The organism is bacterium Scap17, from assembly GCA_013376735.1.
GTDB lineage: Bacteria > Pseudomonadota > Gammaproteobacteria > Pseudomonadales > Halomonadaceae > Cobetia.
In genome coordinates this window covers 3,971,938-3,990,000 of record VINJ01000001.1, presented here as the reverse complement: position 1 = coordinate 3,990,000, position 18,063 = coordinate 3,971,938, and the positions used below count along the sequence as shown (strand labels likewise).

At 59.6% G+C, this 18,063-nt stretch carries 13 protein-coding genes, 4 tRNA genes and 2 rRNA genes (1 of these 19 only partly in view); all 19 read left to right on the top strand.

Translation table 11 applies throughout. The features are described 5' to 3' along the window. A 23S ribosomal RNA gene (locus tag FLM52_17035) occupies positions 1-2,014 on the top strand; it begins 899 nt to the left of the window's first position. Between the two features lie 120 nt (positions 2,015-2,134). Further along, positions 2,135-2,250, top strand: a 5S ribosomal RNA gene (gene rrf / locus FLM52_17030). Between the two features lie 174 nt (positions 2,251-2,424). Beyond that, positions 2,425-2,793 (top strand): transposase, encoded by a 369-nt coding sequence (locus FLM52_17025; GenBank protein ID NVN57430.1) that lies wholly within the window; start codon positions 2,425-2,427, stop codon positions 2,791-2,793. After that, a complete protein-coding gene (tnpB, locus tag FLM52_17020; GenBank protein NVN57429.1) occupies positions 2,790-3,125 on the top strand; it encodes an IS66 family insertion sequence element accessory protein TnpB in 336 nt (111 codons plus the stop codon). The genes FLM52_17025 and tnpB overlap by 4 nt, the downstream gene beginning before the upstream one ends. Before the next feature lie 80 nt (positions 3,126-3,205). Continuing rightward, on the top strand, positions 3,206-4,735 hold the full coding sequence (locus tag FLM52_17015) for an IS66 family transposase (GenBank protein ID NVN57428.1): 1,530 nt from the start codon (positions 3,206-3,208) through the stop codon (positions 4,733-4,735). 88 nt (positions 4,736-4,823) lie between these two features. Then, positions 4,824-7,718 carry a DUF2339 domain-containing protein gene (locus FLM52_17010; GenBank protein ID NVN57427.1) on the top strand — a complete coding sequence of 965 codons (2,895 nt, stop codon included), beginning with the start codon at positions 4,824-4,826 and terminating at the stop codon, positions 7,716-7,718. 91 nt (positions 7,719-7,809) lie between these two features. Then, complete coding sequence (locus FLM52_17005) at positions 7,810-8,790, top strand: biotin--[acetyl-CoA-carboxylase] ligase (GenBank protein NVN57426.1); 981 nt, start codon at positions 7,810-7,812, stop codon at positions 8,788-8,790. Continuing rightward, positions 8,787-9,626, top strand: coding sequence for a type III pantothenate kinase (locus tag FLM52_17000; protein ID NVN57425.1), 840 nt, complete (start codon positions 8,787-8,789; stop codon positions 9,624-9,626). Before FLM52_17005 ends, FLM52_17000 begins: the two co-directional genes overlap by 4 nt. A 109-nt stretch (positions 9,627-9,735) precedes the next feature. Then, positions 9,736-9,819 (top strand) — tRNA-Tyr (locus FLM52_16995). Positions 9,820-9,865: 46 nt separating this feature from the next. Beyond that, positions 9,866-9,939 (top strand) — tRNA-Gly (locus FLM52_16990). 35 nt (positions 9,940-9,974) lie between these two features. Further along, a tRNA-Thr gene (locus FLM52_16985) sits at positions 9,975-10,049 on the top strand. Between the two features lie 163 nt (positions 10,050-10,212). Beyond that, positions 10,213-10,288: transfer RNA gene (locus FLM52_16980), tRNA-Trp, on the top strand. A gap of 77 nt (positions 10,289-10,365) precedes the next feature. Further along, complete coding sequence (gene secE, locus FLM52_16975; GenBank protein ID NVN57424.1) at positions 10,366-10,734, top strand: preprotein translocase subunit SecE; 369 nt, start codon at positions 10,366-10,368, stop codon at positions 10,732-10,734. Between the two features lie 10 nt (positions 10,735-10,744). Beyond that, positions 10,745-11,278, top strand: coding sequence for a transcription termination/antitermination protein NusG (gene nusG / locus FLM52_16970; protein ID NVN57423.1), 534 nt, complete (start codon positions 10,745-10,747; stop codon positions 11,276-11,278). A 120-nt stretch (positions 11,279-11,398) separates the two neighbouring features. Beyond that, entirely contained in the window at positions 11,399-11,830 is a 432-nt protein-coding gene (gene rplK / locus FLM52_16965; protein ID NVN57422.1) for a 50S ribosomal protein L11, read from the top strand. Positions 11,831-11,832: 2 nt separating this feature from the next. Further along, the gene (rplA, locus tag FLM52_16960) at positions 11,833-12,525 is read left to right on the top strand and encodes a 50S ribosomal protein L1 (protein ID NVN57421.1); all 693 of its coding nucleotides are present in this window, start codon (positions 11,833-11,835) and stop codon (positions 12,523-12,525) included. Between the two features lie 261 nt (positions 12,526-12,786). Further along, entirely contained in the window at positions 12,787-13,293 is a 507-nt protein-coding gene (gene rplJ, locus FLM52_16955) for a 50S ribosomal protein L10 (protein NVN57420.1), read from the top strand. Between the two features lie 92 nt (positions 13,294-13,385). Beyond that, on the top strand, positions 13,386-13,754 hold the full coding sequence (gene rplL, locus FLM52_16950; GenBank protein ID NVN57419.1) for a 50S ribosomal protein L7/L12: 369 nt from the start codon (positions 13,386-13,388) through the stop codon (positions 13,752-13,754). Between the two features lie 206 nt (positions 13,755-13,960). After that, positions 13,961-18,037, top strand: coding sequence for a DNA-directed RNA polymerase subunit beta (gene rpoB / locus FLM52_16945; GenBank protein NVN57418.1), 4,077 nt, complete (start codon positions 13,961-13,963; stop codon positions 18,035-18,037). The last annotated feature ends 26 nt before the right edge of the window (positions 18,038-18,063 follow it).

Sequence of the window (18,063 nt, the reverse complement as noted above, 5' to 3'; positions counted from 1 at the left end):
AGGCAAACTCCGAATACCAGTGAGTGCAGCGTGGGAGACACACAGCGGGTGCTAACGTCCGTTGTGAAAAGGGAAACAACCCAGACCGTCAGCTAAGGTCCCAAAATCCTGATTAAGTGGGAAACGATGTGGGAAGGCTCAGACAGCTAGGAGGTTGGCTTAGAAGCAGCCACCCTTTAAAGAAAGCGTAATAGCTCACTAGTCGAGTCGGCCTGCGCGGAAGATATAACGGGGCTAAATCAGGTACCGAAGCTACGGGTTCATCCTCTGGATGAGCGGTAGAGGAGCGTCGTGTAAGCCAATGAAGGTGGATTGAGAAGTCTGCTGGAGGTATCACGAGTGCGAATGCTGACATGAGTAACGATAAGGGGAGTGAAAAACTCCCCCGCCGGAAGACCAAGGTTTTCTGTTCTACGTTAATCGGAGCAGAGTGAGTCGGCCCCTAAGGCGAGGCGGAAACGCGTAGTCGATGGGAAACGGGTTAATATTCCCGTACCGGATGTGGTTGCGATGGGGGGACGAAGAAGGCTAGGTGAGCCAGGCGTTGGTTGTCCTGGTGAAAGCATGTAGGCCGAGGAATCAGGCAAATCCGGTTCCTCTGAGGTCGAGATGCGAGACGAACTGACCACGGTCAGGAAGTCATCGATGCCACGCTTCCAGGAAAAGCCTCTAAGCTTCAGATCACATGCGACCGTACCCCAAACCGACACAGGTGGTCAGGTAGAGAATACCAAGGCGCTTGAGAGAACTCGGGTGAAGGAACTAGGCAAAATGGCACCGTAACTTCGGGAGAAGGTGCACCGGTTAGAGTGAAGGACTTGCTCCGTAAGCTCCTACCGGTCGAAGATACCAGGTGGCTGCAACTGTTTATTAAAAACACAGCACTCTGCAAACGCGCAAGCGGACGTATAGGGTGTGACGCCTGCCCGGTGCCGGAAGGTTAATTGATGGGGTTAGGATTCGTCCGAAGCTCTTGATCGAAGCCCCGGTAAACGGCGGCCGTAACTATAACGGTCCTAAGGTAGCGAAATTCCTTGTCGGGTAAGTTCCGACCTGCACGAATGGCGTAATGATGGCCACGCTGTCTCCACCCGAGACTCAGTGAAATTGAAATCGCAGTGAAGATGCTGTGTACCCGCGGCTAGACGGAAAGACCCCGTGAACCTTTACTATAGCTTTACACTGGATGCTGATGTTGTCTGTGTAGGATAGCTGGGAGGCTTTGAAACCACATCGCCAGATGCGGTGGAGCCAACCTTGAAATACCAGCCTGACATCATTGGCGTTCTAACTCAGGTCCGTCATCCGGATCGAGGACAGTGTATGGTGGGTAGTTTGACTGGGGCGGTCTCCTCCCAAAGAGTAACGGAGGAGCACGAAGGTACCCTCAGCACGGTTGGAAATCGTGCATTGAGTGCAAGAGCATAAGGGTGCTTGACTGCGAGACAGACACGTCGAGCAGGTACGAAAGTAGGTTCTAGTGATCCGGTGGTTCTGTATGGAAGGGCCATCGCTCAACGGATAAAAGGTACTCCGGGGATAACAGGCTGATACCGCCCAAGAGTTCACATCGACGGCGGTGTTTGGCACCTCGATGTCGGCTCATCACATCCTGGGGCTGAAGTCGGTCCCAAGGGTATGGCTGTTCGCCATTTAAAGTGGTACGCGAGCTGGGTTTAGAACGTCGTGAGACAGTTCGGTCCCTATCTGCCGTGGGCGTCGGAAGTTTGAGAAGAGCTGCTCCTAGTACGAGAGGACCGGAGTGGACGAACCTCTGGTGTTCGGGTTGTCATGCCAATGGCATTGCCCGGTAGCTACGTTCGGACGGGATAACCGCTGAAGGCATCTAAGCGGGAAGCCCCCTTCAAGATGAGACTTCCCTGAGGCCTTGCGCCTCCTGAAGGGCCCTTGAAGACGACAAGGTTGATAGGCTGGGTGTGGAAGCACAGCAATGTGTTGAGCTAACCAGTACTAATTGCCCGTGAGGCTTGACCATATAACACCCAAGGGGTTTGCCCAGGCAAACCGCCGGGATTGCGACAGGATCGACGACATATCGGTCAGCATGATTCATATTGCGAGTCGCGAGGTCACAAGCCTCGAGACTCAGGCATCGCAAGATGCCACCGTTTCGCCTGACGACCATAGCGAGCGTGAACCACCCGATCCCATGCCGAACTCGGAAGTGAAACCGCTTAGCGCCGATGGTAGTGTGGAGTTTCTCCATGTGAGAGTAGGTCATCGTCAGGCACTTATCCCGAACCGCCCCTGTAGCCTTGCTGCAGGGGCGGTTCTCTTTGTGGTGAGAAAAGTTGCGCACAGCAAAGCAAGAGGCTTACGGTAAGCGACCGGTGATCCCATCTACCGCAGAGTCCTGAATTCCGTCACGTTAGATGTCCACCTATCAATAAGTGGACACTTATCATGACGGAATCAAGCGTGTTGGAAGTTCCTCGCAAGCGTCGCCGCTTCACTGCCGCCTTCAAGGCCAGGATCGTCGAAGCGTGTCAGCAACCCGGTGCCTCCGTTGCCGGAGTGGCGTTGGAGCACAGCCTGAATGCTAACCTGGTCCACAATTGGATCCGTACCACCCGTCAGCAAACGGCTGTGCCAGAAATACCGGCATTTGTACCGGTGCCCATGACTCGCGAGTTGTCACCGGCCACTCCCCAGCATCAGGTGGCGGACCCTATTCGCCTCACGATCCCGCACCCCAACGGCCCGATGGTCATCGAGTGGCCTGCCTCGGAGGCCGACGCCTGCCGATCTCTGATCCGAGAGCTGCTCGCATGATCCGCATCGACGAAATCTGGCTGGCCACCGAGCCGCTGGATATGCGGGCCGGTCCGGATACGGCCCTAGCCCGGGTGGTGAAGGTGTTCGGCGCGGCTCGCCCGCACTGTGCCTATCTCTTTGCCAACCGGCGCGGCAACCGTATGAAGGTGCTGGTCCACGATGGCCTGGGTGTCTGGCTGTGCGCCCGGCGCCTGAACCAGGGCAAGTTCCACTGGGCCGGTCACTGGCAGGGCGATCGTATCGAGCTTTGCCCCGAGCAGGTCACGGCACTGGTGCAAGGACTGCCCTGGCAGCGTCTCGGCGCCGACGGGGTGATCTCGGTCGTGTGATGAGCGGCACAGACTTGGCGGCCCCGCTATTCGCGGATGCGCTAATCCCGTTCTCGTCGGCGGGCTGGCATACTGGCGGAATGACGACGCCCCCTGACCTGACTCAACTCTCTCCCGATCAGCTCCGCCACTTGGCGGCAACGCTGATGACGCAGGTGGAGGAAAAGGAGAAAGCGCTACGCCACAGCGAGCAGGTCAATCAAAAGCTGACCTATGAAATGGCATTGCTCAAGCGCCACGCCTTCGGCAAGCGCAGCGAGCAGCTCAATGTCCTGCAGATCAGCCTGCTGGAGGAAGGGGTGGACGCCGACATTGCTGCCATCGAGACCGAGCTGGAAGAGCTCCACCTCACTGCTGCCACGCCAGTGGCAAGGAAGACGCCCAAGCGCACGCCCTTACCTCCCGAGCTACCGCGCACCGAGATTCATCATGATCCGGAGAATGATCACTGCCGGTGTGGTTGTCAGCTGAGGCGGATCGGCGAGGAAATCAGTGAGAAGTTGGATTACACGCCGGGCGTGTTCCACGTCGAGCGGCATATCCGTGGCAAGTGGGTCTGCGACCAATGCGAGACACTGACCCAGGCACCGATGCCGACGCAGATCATTGACAAGGGCATCCCCACCGCCGGCTTGCTGGCCCAGGTGCTGATCGCCAAATATGCTGATCACCTGCCACTCTATCGCCAGGAGCAGATCTTCGCCCGCGCCGGCGTAGCGATTCCGCGCTCCACCCTGGCCGAGTGGGTCGGCACCTGCGGGGTGCGACTTCAGCCGCTGATCGATGCACTGCGTGAAGTGTTGCTCAACGAGCCGGTGCTGCATGCCGACGAAACGCCGGTACCGATGCTGGCCCCTGGCAAGAAGAAGACGCACCGCGCCTATCTCTGGGCCTACGCCACCACCCCGTATGCCGGGTTGAAGGCCGTAATCTACGACTTCAGCGAGGGACGTGGCGGTCAACATGCCCGCGACTTCCTCGGGAAGTGGCGGGGCAAGCTGGTCTGTGACGACTACAGCGGCTACAAGCAGAGCTTCGCCAACGGTGTTACCGAGATCGGTTGCATGGCCCATGCCCGCCGTAAATTTGTCGATCTGCACGTCGCTGGCAAGAGCCAGATCGCCGGGCAGGCTATCGAACTGATCGGTCAGCTATACCAGGTGGAGCGTGAGGTACAGTCATTCAGTGCGGAAGAGCGTCAACGGCTGCGGGAGACGAAAGCAAAGCCCATCGCCGATGCGCTACATCGCTGGATGCTGGCGCATCGCGAGAAGGTTCCGAATGGTTCGGCGACGGCGAAAGCGTTGGATTACAGCCTGAAGCGCTGGGCGGCGTTGACGCGCTACCTGGATGACGGCGCGTTGCCGATCGATAACAACCGGGCGGAGAATCTGATTCGCCCCTGGGCGCTGGGGCGTTCAAACTGGCTGTTCGCCGGATCTCTGCGCAGTGGCCAGCGTGCTGCCACCATCATGAGCCTCATTCAGTGTGCCAAGCTGAACGGCCATGAGCCCTATACCTACCTGAAAAATGTGTTGGAAAGGCTGCCGACCCAAAAGGCTAGCCAAGTGCACGAACTTCTGCCCCATCATTGGCAGCATACTGCGTGATCACTCGCAAGCGGTGATGCCCGAACGCTTACGATAGACAGCATGAGGTGCCAGGCAAAATGCCGTAGTCTCTGAGCACGACTCTTCGGTGACGGACTGGGCAATGGATGAGCTGATGTTGGTGGGCGTCATGATGGCGTTGCTGGTACTGGGTGGTTCCTTGATGGGGTGGCTCAGCATGCTGCGCATCAAGGCGCTGGAGCAGCGACTACGCGACATGGAGGTCAGGCTTGCTCGCGAGCTTCCTGCTCATGGCGCTCCGGTTATGCACACCCCCTTGCGAGAAGGGGGTGTGGACAAATCGTCTGGCGAAGTGCCACCCCAGGAGGGGCTGGCAGCATTCGGTGCAACACCACCGATCAGCGACTCGCGAGCCGCTGGATCATCCAGTGGGGGCCGCTCTCTGTCCTACCGGCTGCTTCAGCGTTTGTTGCATGGCGCTGCCTCCAGTCGTTCAGGCGAGGTGGGGCAGGGCGCAGACCCCGCAAGCAAGACATCAGAAGTGCTGCCGGGGGGGATGTCACGTCTGCTGACGCTGCTCCAGGAACACTGGATGATTCTTGTGGGTGCCTTGTCTCTGGTGATGGCAGGCATCCTGCTCGTTGGGTACTCCCTTGAGCAGGGCTTGCTGGGGCCGGGGGTACGGATGGCGTTGGGACTCGGGTTCGGCCTGAGCATGACGGTATTGGCTGAGTGGATGAGGTTGCGTACATCCCAATCATCGAGTTTGACAGGCGCCGTCAGTGGTGCCGGTAGTCTGGTGCTCGCGGCGAGTCTGTTGGCTGGTCACTTTCTGCTTTCACTGATGTCCATGCCGGTTACCTTCGCACTGTTGGCAGCCTTGAGCCTATGGATGCTGGAGCGTGCGCGGCACCACGGGCCGTGGCTGGCAGCATTGGGCATGTTGGGTGGATACGCCCTGCCCTTGGCACTGCCCATTCACCAGCAATGGCAGGAGGCCTCAACCTTGCTGTTGCTGGGGCATGTGGGTGTGATCGCGGCGGCGTGTCGGGTGCTGTATCGGCAGGTTGCGGTGAGCTGGTTGTATTGGGGCGGTCTGGTGGGGGCACTCACCTGGTGGTTGCTGTTGATGCCCTTCGGCCTCTCCTCTGGCACGACATTGCTGGTGGGGCTGTTGTCTTGGGGGAGTGGTGCCTGGCTGGCAGTGCTGGCGCTGGGTTATCTGTGGGAGCGGGATCCATTCACTGGCGCCACAGAAAAGAATGGGCGACAAGCGAAGGCCTCACTTGCGGTCTGGTTACCTTGGCGTGCATCTATTGAGCTGCGTCGGCACTGGCTAGCCGGGGGGCTTGTCTCAGTGAGCGTCGTGCTGGGGCTCTGGCTGCCCTGGCTGGGCAGTCTCGTGCATGGCGTCTCCTTTGACTCATTGGTGGCGCCTTCCGATGTGGCCGGCTCCGGTGTGTCCTTGTGGCAGCGGGGTTGGCTGGCAAGTCTTTTGCCGATGCTGGTGATTGCCTGGTCTAGTCGGCGCCATGCAGTGCTGTGGTCGATGGTCGTTGCCGGCAACGGGCTCTGGCTGCTGGTGTGGGGGCTTGCTTTGACGGCATCGCATTCGAGCAGCGTGATGTTCAGTCCGTTGATATTGAGTGTCGGTCTGTTGTCGCTGGCGCGTTGGCGGCCGCATCATGATGCGGGTGAGGGAGCAGAGAGGCCGCTTGAAGCCTGTTGGTGGGCATTGGCGACCATGGTGCCGCTGCTGGCGTGGGCTCTGGCCCTCTGGCAGGGCGTCATGCCATGGTCGACCGAGGCGAGCGATGCAGAGAGGCTGATCAACACAGGGTTGCCGCCATTGATCTGGGGGCTGGTGTGCTGGGCAGGTGCCATGCGTTTTCAGGCCCGTGAAGGTGTTCAGCTTGCCGCTGGGCTGTGGCTGCCCGCGCAGGCCGGGATATTCCTTGCCCTGGTGGCAGTGCTGGAGGGGCCATCGCTGACCCTGGCGCTGGCTCTGCAACTATTGGGTTTGACCGTTTGTGAATGGCGCTGGTATCGCGAGGGCCATATCGCGGGGCGCTCCGTGTTTGCTGAACTGTCACGCTTGCTGGCGTGGGGCGTCGTGGTTCGCTTGATGTGTGGCGTAGCGAATGACAGCTATGCCGATATCGCGCACTGGCCACTGCAGATATTCCTGCCGGTGCTGGCATGTGTCGCTCTCAACAGTTATGGCATGCGCCATCGCATGCATGTCCAGCGCTGGTTGGAAGGGGTCGTGATACAGCTGGCGCTTGCCACGACCGTGCTGGAGGTTCGCTACCTGCTGACGGATGGTCAGCCTTTCACGGGGCACCTTTCATTCCCGGAGCTGTCCGTGCAGGTGCTGGCACTTAGTGGTGTGGCGGCGGGCTATGCCTGGCGTGCCAGCGGCTTGGTCCAGAATGTCGCCTTGTATCGCACATTGGCCTATGGCGTTGGAGGGCTGGCAGCAGTCATCTGGGTTGCGGGTGTCGTATTGGCGTACAACCCGCTTTGGCAGGGGGCTGATGTGGGCCGCTGGCCGCTGGTGAATTGGCTGCTGCCTGCCTATGGTATACCAGCATTGGGGGCGGCTCTGGTCTGGCACCTTGCGGGGGCCGGCACGCGACTGCGTCACCTTTGCGAGGTGGCGGGGCTGCTGGCGCTTGGGTTGTGGGTCGGACTCAGTCTGCGCCATGTCTGGCATGGACATGCGCTGGAGTTCTGGCACGGGGTCGAACAGGCTGAGCTCTATGCCTACAGCATTGCACTGTTGATCGTTTCCGCCGGTCTCGTGATCAGTGGCGCGAGAATGGTGCAGACGCATTGGCAGCGAGTGGGGCAGGGGTTGCTGGTGGTGACAGTTCTCAAGGTGGGAGTCTGGGATACCGCCACCCTTGAGGGGCTGTGGCGAGTAGGTTCATGGTTGGGGCTGGGCAGTGTCCTGATGCTGCTTTCCGCCTTGTTCAACCGCCTGGCGGGGGCGGGAAAGCGCGCCGGGGAGCGGGATTGACGAAAAGAGCGCTATCTTTGGTCGTTGTTCTTGGCTCGCAAGCCCATGAATCCGATAGAATGTGCGCTTTTGCACAGGGGCAGGCCTCCGCATGACCATCCGTGATCTCATTCGTCTACTTGGAGATGGTGGCTACCACTCCGGAGAGGCCCTGGGCGAAGAGCTCGGGGTGTCGCGTACGGCGGTCTGGAAGCAGCTCAAGAAACTTGAGGCGCTCGACATTCCGCTGGAAGCCATCAAGGGGCTTGGCTATCGACTGGCCAACCCCATCGAGTTGCTCGATGGTCAACAGATCATCGAGGCGCTGCCGCGCGAGACTCGCAAGCATCTGACGCGCCTGTTCGTCGAGGAGTCGGTGGACTCGACCAATACCTTCATCCGCGAGCGCTTTCGACAGGGAGCCGGCCATGCCGAGGTCTGTCTGGCTGAGGTGCAATCGGCCGGGCGTGGCCGTCGTGGGCGTGAGTGGGAGACTCCCTGGGGGCGCAGCCTGGTCTTCTCGCTTGGCTGGCGTTTCGAATCAGGCGCCGCATCGCTTGAGGGTTTGAGTCTGGCGATCGGCGTGGCGGTGGCGGAGGTGCTGGAGGCCGATGGCCTGCCCGCGCGCCTCAAGTGGCCCAACGATGTCCTGCTGCAGATACAGAAGGATCAACCCAAGATCGCCGGCATTCTGGTCGAGGTCACAGGTGATGTGTCCGGCCCCTGTGATGTCGTCATCGGTATCGGCATGAATATCGAGTTGCCGGCGTCCCGACGCGAGGCGATCACTCAACCGGTGGCTGCGGTACGTGACATCATTCCCGGTGCTTCGCGCAATCGCTATGCCGCGCGTCTGATGGAGTCGTTGCTGGCGCTGTTGCCTGAGTTCGAGTCGCAGGGCTTTGCCGGATGGCAGGCGCGCTGGAATGAGCGTAATGCCTTCAAGGGGCGTAATGTGGTGGTTCTGCGCGGAGACAGACGAGAAGAAGCCGTGGCAGAAGGTGTCGATATCAATGGAAATCTCGAGGTGCGCATGAATGGCGAAACCATCACTCTCGCCGGTGGCGAGATCAGTCTGCGCGCCGTCTCATGATTCTGGATCTTGATATCGGTAATACCTTGTCGAAGTGGCGTCTCAAGGACACCGTTTCCAGCGAGATCCGCTCACGCGGCGCCGTCTGGACGCGAGAGGAATGGCGGCCGGGCGAGGACATTCCTGACCTGGATGTCGTCACGGCCGTGCGTATCTCCAGCGTGGCGCGCAAGCAGGTGCTGGATGAGACGGTGGAATTGCTGCGCAAGCAGGTCGGCGTCGTGCATGTCGCGCACTCGACGCGGGAGGCGCTGGGCGTCACCTGCGGCTATGAAGAACCGCAACGCCTGGGCGTCGATCGCTGGTTGGGCGCGCTCGCCGGCCATCATCTTACCGGGGGGTGTTGCAGTGTCGATTGCGGTAGTGCGATCACGGTGGATTTCGTGCTGCCGGGAGGCAAGCATCTTGGGGGCTATATTCTCCCGGGTCTGCGCTTGATGAAGGAAAGCCTCAAGCTGGGCACACGCAATGTGGCCATCGACCCGGATACCGAAGTGGATACGCTGCTGGCGCCGGGGCGCAATACCGTGGAAGCCGTGAATCATGGCATCTACATGGCGGCTGTCAGCGCGGTCAATCGCCTCTATGCCGAGGTCTGCGATCGTGAAGGGGTAGCCTTGCCGCTGCTGCTGACCGGCGGTGACGCGCGGGTAGTGGCGCGCGGTCTGCGGGTGCCGCATGCGCTGTGGCCGGATATGGTGTACGCAGGACTGGAGGCGCTGCATCCATTGACCGCTGCCGAACGGGCAGGGCGCCTGTCAGGAGCGCCCGACCAGCCGCGAGTGCCTGATCTAGAAAAACTTCGCTCAGGGCTTGCGCTCACCCAGATGCTTTGACATACTACGTCCCGTTCTGAGGCGATACATTCCCTCAAGCGCTTGAAGTAGAATGAAATCAAGCACTTGACAGCGTATCCCAAGCGACGTAAGATTCGTCGTCACAGATGGTGGGGTTCCCGAGTGGCCAAAGGGAGCAGACTGTAAATCTGCCGCGAAAGCTTCGAAGGTTCGAATCCTTCCCCCACCACCAGATTCGCTTATGATGCTGCGTGCATCAGGGCAGCAAGAGTTGGAAAGCGGGCATAGTTTAATGGTAGAACCTCAGCCTTCCAAGCTGATGACGCGGGTTCGATTCCCGCTGCCCGCTCCAGTTCATCTCGCCAGTCGAGATTGCGCAAAGGTTTTGCTCGTGTAGCTCAGGGGTAGAGCACACCCTTGGTAAGGGTGAGGTCGGCGGTTCAAATCCGCCCACGAGCTCCATACAACGGAAAGGCGAGTCGTGGTTTGGCTCGTCTTTTTCGTTTCCGACGACCTCCCAGGTCGCGGTCAAAGATAAGGCTTGTCAGTTTGGGTTGTCTCGGCTATGATGGCGCCCGCTGTTCATTCAGCCTTGTTTTTAGTCTCTGGAACACGCAAGTGTTACAGGCCAGTAGCTCAATTGGCAGAGCAGCGGTCTCCAAAACCGCAGGTTGGGGGTTCGATTCCCTCCTGGCCTGCCATCCTTCCCCAGGATGGTATTCGACTTCTTACCGATTCTCGATTCTAGCGATCGCTGCACCCTTGAGGAGTCTCTTTGATGAAACAGAACGCCGAGGTGCAGGAAGCGCGCCACGACGGGTTCAAGTGGTCGGTCGTTGTCATTCTTCTTGTGCTGGCTGTTGCTGGCAACGCCTATTTTGCTGACCAAGCGCTGCTTTATCGCGTGCTTGGCGTCGTCGTGCTTGGTGTTGCCGCGGCTGCTCTGGCGATCACGACCAACAAAGGCCGTGATGTTGTCGAGCTGGCAAGTAGTGCGCGCCGCGAGATCCAGCGCGTCGTTTGGCCGACCCGACAGGAAACTGTCCAGACAACTGCCATCGTGCTGGGTGCCGTGCTTATCGTGGGCCTGTTGCTATGGCTCATCGATACCACCCTCGGCTGGCTGATGTCCGGCATCGTCAGTTAACGGAGTTTCCATGTCCAAGCGTTGGTATGTCATACACGCCTATTCCGGTTTCGAAAAGCAGGTCATGCGTTCGCTCAACGAGCGTGTGAAGCTTTACGCCATGGAAGATCATTTCGGTGAGATTCTCGTGCCGGTCGAAGAAATCGTCGAAATGCGTGACGGCAAGCGCCGCAAGAGCGAGCGCAAGTTCTACCCGGGCTACGTGCTGGTCGAGATGGACATGAATGATGAGTCCTGGCACCTGGTGAATGAAACCCCGCGCGTCATGGGTTTCATTGGCGGAACCCCGGAGAAGCCGGCGGCGATTACCCAGAAGGAAGCCGACGCCATGCTGCGTCGCGTTCAGGACGGTACCGACAAGCCGCGACCGAAGACTCTCTTCGAGCCGGGTGAGACGGTGCGTGTCACTGATGGCCCGTTCGCCGACTTCAATGGTGTCGTTGAAGAAGTGAATTACGAAAAGAGCCGTCTGCAGGTCAGCGTGCTGATCTTCGGGCGTGCCACGCCGGTAGAGCTCGAGTTCTCCCAGGTCGAGAAGGACTGATCCTCGGGTCACTCTTCTGCCTGTTTGAATACGAGCATCACGGCAACACGACGGGTCGCCTGAGGCGGCCCGGTTTTACGGGGAGCCGCAAGGCGCTACCACCCATACTGGAGTCCTATCATGGCCAAGAAAGTACAGGCTTACATCAAGCTGCAGGTCGCAGCCGGTAAAGCTAACCCGAGCCCGCCCGTGGGTCCTGCCCTCGGTCAGCACGGTGTCAACATCATGGAGTTCTGTAAAGCGTTCAACGCCGCTACCCAGAACGTCGAGCCGGGTCTCCCGACTCCCGTGGTCATCACTGTCTACTCCGACCGTAGCTTCACTTTCGTCACCAAGACGCCGCCTGCGGCCGTCCTGCTGCTGAAAGCTGCCGGTCTGAAGTCCGGTTCTGGTGAGCCGAACAAGAAGAAAGTCGGCACCGTGACTCGCGCTCAACTGGAAGAGATCGCGACCACCAAGGAACCGGATCTGACAGCTTCCAACCTGGACGCTGCTGTTCGCACCATCGCCGGTACTGCCCGTAGCATGGGCCTGAACGTGGAGGGTCTTTGATCATGGCCAAGATTTCAAAGCGCGCCCAGGCGATCAACGCGAAAGTTGAATCCGGCAAGGTCTATAGCGTCGAAGAAGCTGTCGCACTGCTGTCCGAGCTGTCCACCGTCAAGTTCAAGGAGACCATCGAAGTCTCTCTGAACCTGGGTGTTGACCCGCGTAAATCCGATCAGGTCGTTCGCGGCGCTACCGTAATGCCGAATGGCACCGGTAATGAAGTGCGCGTCGCTGTCTTCACCCAGGGCGCCAACGCTGAAGCAGCGAAGGAAGCCGGTGCAGACGTGGTCGGCATGGACGAGCTGGCAGAACAGGTCAAGAAGGGCGTGATGGACTTCGACGTCGTCATCGCTTCTCCGGATGCCATGCGCGTTGTCGGTCAGTTGGGCCAGATCCTCGGTCCGCGCGGCCTGATGCCGAACCCGAAGGTTGGCACCGTGACGCCTGACGTCGCGACTGCCGTGAAGAATGCCAAGGCTGGTCAGGTGCGTTTCCGTACTGACAAGAACGGCATCATTCACGCCGGTATCGGCAAGATCGACTTCAGTGCAGACTCCATTCAGGGTAACATTGACGCCCTGGTGGCCGAAGTCAAGAAGCTGAAGCCGAGCACTTCCAAGGGTGTCTACCTGAAGAAGATCACCCTGTCCAGCACCATGGGTCCGGGTCTGACTGTCGATCACGCCAAGTACGCGTAAGGCAGTCTCAGAATGTTTCACTTTGCGGTCCCCGTGCTCAGCCGCGGGGCGCCGTCAAAGACCGCAGGCGCTGGCCTTGTCATCTCGGTGGCGGGGCCGGCTTAATCGCGCCGCGATGCTTGCATTGCGCGTAGCCTGCGCAGATGGTGTCCCAGCCTTGCTGGTGGCAGCCATCCTCCAAGACTCTCCCGCGCAGTTCTGGTGAGAGAGATGGTAAACCACTGGGGAATTCGTTCCCCGGCACGAAATGGAGTCAACACCGTGGCTTTAGGTCTCGAAGACAAGAAGGCAATTGTTGCTGAGGTCAGCGAAACCGCCAAGGGTGCTCTCTCCGTAGTCGCTGCCGACTCTCGTGGTGTGACTGTTGGTGCAATGACCGAATTGCGCAAACAGTGCCGCGAAGCGGGCGTCCAGCTGCGTGTTGTTCGCAACACTCTGGCTCGTCGCGCGCTGTCCGGTACCTCTTATGAGGTACTGAGCGAGTCCTTCGTCGGCCCGACTCTGCTTGCATTCTCCATGGAACACCCGGGCGCTGGCGCTCGTCTGTTCAAGGAATTTGCCAAGAAGGTCGAGGCGTTCGAAGTCAAGGCATTGGCCTACGAAGGCGAGTTCATCCCGGCGGCGAATATCGACCGTCTGGCATCTCTGCCGACCCGCGATGAAGCACTGTCCAAGCTGCTGTCTGTCATGAAGGAAGCTTCTGCAGGCAAGCTGGTCCGTACTATCGCAGCACTGCGCGATCAGAAGGAAGCCGAAGCCGCCGCGTAAGCAGCGCTTTGACCTCCTGGCTGTCTCGTGCAGCCTGAATCGATTTCCGTTTGACCGAGCATCTTTGCTCCGCAAAGTTTAGGATTGCTAAAATGGCACTGACCAAAGAAGACATCATCAACGCCGTCGCTGACATGACCGTCATGGAAGTGGCTGAGCTGATCGAAGCAATGGAAGAGAAGTTCGGCGTTTCCGCCGCTGCCGCCGTCGTCGCTGGCCCGGCCGCTGCTGGTGAAGCCGCTGAAGAACAGACTGAGTTCGACATCGTTCTGACTGCCGCCGGTGACAAGAAAGTCAACGTCATCAAGGCTGTTCGTGAACTGACTGGCCTGGGCCTGAAAGAAGCCAAGGCAGCTGTCGACGGCGCTCCGGCCACCCTGAAGGAAGGTGTGAGCAAGGAAGACGCTGAAGAAGCGAAGAAGAAGCTGGAAGAAGCTGGCGCGTCCGTGGAACTCAAGTAACTCGTGTTCCAGGCTACGCACGCTGCGTAAGCTTCCTGGCTGGTGGCGGACTCCGCCACCAGCCTTTTTCTGTTGCAAGACGAATTATGACGGCGAGCCAGCCCGCAAGGGAGGCTTGCCGTCCGCGCCTGATGGACATCGCCGCGCCATCAGGGATGAGCCGACCACGCATCGGTCACCCAAGGTGAACAAGCTGGGGAATACAGATGGCTTACTCATACACTGAGAAAAAACGCATCCGCAAGGATTTTGGCAAACTGCCCCAAGTGATGGATGTGCCTTACCTGCTGGCCATCCAGCTTGATTCCTACCACGACTTTCTCCAGCAGGACAGGGCGCCAGAACAGCGCCTGGAAGTCGGCCTTCATGCTGCCTTCAAGTCCGTGTTCCCGATTGCCAGTTTCTCTGGCAACGCAGCGCTCGAGTATGTCAGCTACCGCTTCGGTACGCCGGCGTTCGACGTCAAGGAATGTCAGCTGCGCGGAGTCACTTACTCTGCCCCGCTGCGCGTGAAAGTGCGCCTGATGATCTATGACAAGGAATCGTCAAACAAGGCGATCAAGGACATCAAGGAGCAGGAAGTCTACATGGGGGAAATCCCCCTGATGACAGAGAACGGTACCTTCGTCATCAATGGTACCGAGCGTGTCATCGTGTCACAGCTGCATCGCTCGCCGGGTGTGTTCTTCGACCACGACAAGGGAAAGAGCCACTCGTCCGGCAAGCTGCTGTACTCCGCACGTGTGATTCCTTACCGCGGTTCCTGGCTGGACTTCGAGTTTGATCCGAAGGATAACGTCTACGTCCGTATCGACCGTCGTCGCAAGCTGCCGGCTTCCGTTCTGCTGCGTGCCATGGGCATGACCAGCGAAGAGATTCTCGGCACTTTCTTCGACACCACGATGTACCACATCGAGCGCAGCGGCTTCTCCGTTGAGCTGGTGCCGGCACGTCTGCGTGGCGAGACCGCCGCATTCGACATCAAGGATGCCGACGGTAGCGTGATCGTGGAGGAAGGTCGTCGCATTACACAGAAGCACGTCCGTCAGATGGAAGCCTCCGGCCTCGAGCGTCTCGAAGTGCCGATGGAGTACCTGTACGGCAAGGTGCTGGCCAAGGATCAGATCGATCCGGCCACTGGTGAGCTGGTCTGCGAGAGCAACAGCGAGATCACTCCTGAGCTGCTGGAGAAGATGGCGCAGGCCAAGATCACCCAGTTCGAGGTCATCTACACCAACGACCTGGATTGCGGCCCGTTCATGTCCGATACCCTGAAGCTGGATACCACGCGTAACCAGCTCGAGGCATTGGTCGAGATCTACCGCATGATGCGTCCGGGCGAGCCGCCCACCAAGGATGCAGCAGAGTCTCTGTTCCAGAACCTGTTCTTCAGCGAAGACCGCTACGACCTGTCGGGCGTGGGTCGCATGAAGTTCAACCGTCGCCTGCGTCGCGAAAGCGATACCGGTAGCGGCGTGCTCGATCAGGACGATATCCTGACCGTCATGAAGGAGCTGATCGGCATCCGTAACGGCAATGGCGATGTCGATGACATCGACCACCTGGGCAACCGTCGCATTCGCTCTGTGGGCGAAATGGCGGAAAACCAGTTCCGTGTCGGTCTTGTCCGTGTCGAGCGTGCGGTCAAGGAGCGTCTGTCCATGGCCGAGAGCGAAGGCCTGATGCCGCAGGATCTCATCAATGCCAAGCCGGTTGCGGCGGCGGTGAAGGAATTCTTCGGTTCCAGCCAGCTTTCCCAGTTCATGGACCAGAACAATCCGCTGTCCGAAGTGACGCACAAGCGCCGTGTCTCCGCGCTTGGTCCGGGTGGTCTGACTCGTGAGCGCGCCGGCTTCGAAGTTCGTGACGTTCACGCCACGCACTACGGCCGTCTGTGCCCGATCGAGACGCCGGAAGGCCCGAACATCGGTCTGATCAACTCGCTGGCGACCTACTCCAAGACCAACAGCTATGGCTTCCTCGAGACGCCGTACCGCAAGGTCGTGGATTGTCAGGTCACCGACGATGTCGTCGATCTGTCCGCGATCGAGGAAGGCGATTTCATCATCGCCCAGGCCTCCGCGACCGTCGACGAGAACGGCCGCCTGGTCGACGACCTGGTCCAGGTTCGTCACCGTGGCGAGACCACCTTCATGGCGCCGGAAAAGGTCACCATGATGGACGTGTCTCCGCGTCAGGTCGTCTCCGTCGCTGCCGCACTGATCCCGTTCCTTGAGCACGATGATGCCAACCGCGCCTTGATGGGTGCGAACATGCAGCGTCAGGCCGTTCCGACCCTGAAGGCTGACAAGCCGCTGGTCGGTACCGGTATGGAGCGCTTCGTGGCGCGTGACTCCGGCGTCTGTGCCGTGGCACGTCGTGGCGGCGTCATCGATTCCGTCGATGCCAAGCGCATCGTCGTACGTGTGCGGGAAGAAGAGATCATCGGCGGTGAAGCCGGCGTTGATATCTACAACCTGACCAAGTACGTGCGCTCGAACCAGAATACCTGTCAGAACCAGCGCCCGATCGTGCGTCCTGGCGATGAAGTCGCCATCGGCGACATCCTGGCCGACGGCCCGTCCGTCGACATGGGGGATCTGGCCCTGGGTCAGAACATGCGTCTGGCGTTCATGCCCTGGAATGGCTTCAACTTCGAGGATTCCATCCTGTTCTCGGAGCGTGTGGTGCAGGAAGATCGCTTCACCACCATCCACATCCAGGAACTGACCTGTGTCGCGCGTGACACCAAACTCGGGCCGGAAGAAATCACTTCCGATATCCCGAATGTCGGCGAATCCGCACTCTCCAAGCTGGATGAGTCCGGTGTCGTCTACATCGGTGCCGAGCTGAACCCGGGCGACATCCTGGTCGGCAAGGTCACGCCGAAGGGCGAGACCCAGCTGACGCCGGAAGAGAAGCTGTTGCGTGCCATCTTCGGCGAGAAGGCGTCCGACGTTAAGGATACCTCTCTGCGTGCCCCGACCGGCATGAAGGCTACCGTCATCGACGTTCAGGTTTTCACCCGTGACGGCGTCGAGAAGGATCAGCGCGCGCTCTCCATCGAGCAGATGCAGCTGGCCGAGGTCCGCAAGGACCTGCAGGAAACCTACCGCATCGCGGAAGAGGCGACCTTCGAGCGTATGCAGCGCAACCTGGTCGGTCAGGCCGTCAACGGTGGTCCGAAGCTCAAGAAGGGTGACGTGCTGACCGATGACTACCTGGAAGCACTGCCGCGCCAGGAGTGGTTCAAGCTGCGTCTGCAGGACGAGTCTCTCAACGAACTGCTGGCTCAGGCCGATGAGCAGCTCGAGATCCGTCGTCGCGAGATGGACGAGCGCTTCGAAGACAAGAAGCGCAAGCTCACCCAGGGTGATGATCTGGCACCGGGCGTGCTCAAGATCGTCAAGGTCTACGTCGCCGTGAAGCGTCGTATCCAGCCGGGTGACAAGATGGCCGGTCGTCACGGTAACAAGGGTGTCATCTCCGCGATCATGCCGGTCGAAGACATGCCGTTCGATGGCAATGGCGAGTCGGTTGACGTCGTGCTGAACCCGCTGGGTGTCCCGTCGCGCATGAACGTCGGTCAGATCCTCGAGACCCACCTCGGCATGGCCGCGCGGGGTCTGGGCGTGAAGATCGAGCACATGCTGCGCGAAGAGCGCGCCGAGCAGGTCAAGCAGATCCGCGAGTTCCTCGACAAGGTGTACAACACCGTCGGTGGCCGCCAGGAAGACCTCTCCGTGCTCAGTGATGACGAGGTCATCACCCTGGCGCACAACCTGAAGAAGGGCGTGCCGATGGCAACGCCGGTCTTCGATGGTGCCAAGGAGCATGAGATCAAGCAGTTGCTCACGCTGGCCGATATCCCTGATTCCGGCCAGATGGACCTCTACGATGGCCGCACCGGCGAGAAGTTCGATCGCAAGGTGACCGTCGGTTACATGTACATGCTCAAGCTCAACCACCTGGTGGATGACAAGATGCATGCGCGTTCGACCGGCTCCTACTCCCTCGTCACGCAGCAGCCGCTGGGTGGTAAGGCGCAGTTCGGTGGTCAGCGCTTCGGTGAGATGGAGGTCTGGGCCCTCGAGGCGTACGGCGCTGCCTACACCCTCCAGGAGATGCTCACGGTCAAGTCCGATGACGTGGAAGGCCGTACCAAGATGTACAAGAGCATCGTAGATGGCGATCACACCATGCAGGCGGGCATGCCCGAATCCTTCAACGTGCTGGTGAAGGAAATCCGCTCGCTGGGTATCGACATGGAGCTGGAAGGCTGACGCCGAAAAGCCACAAGTATTGACGG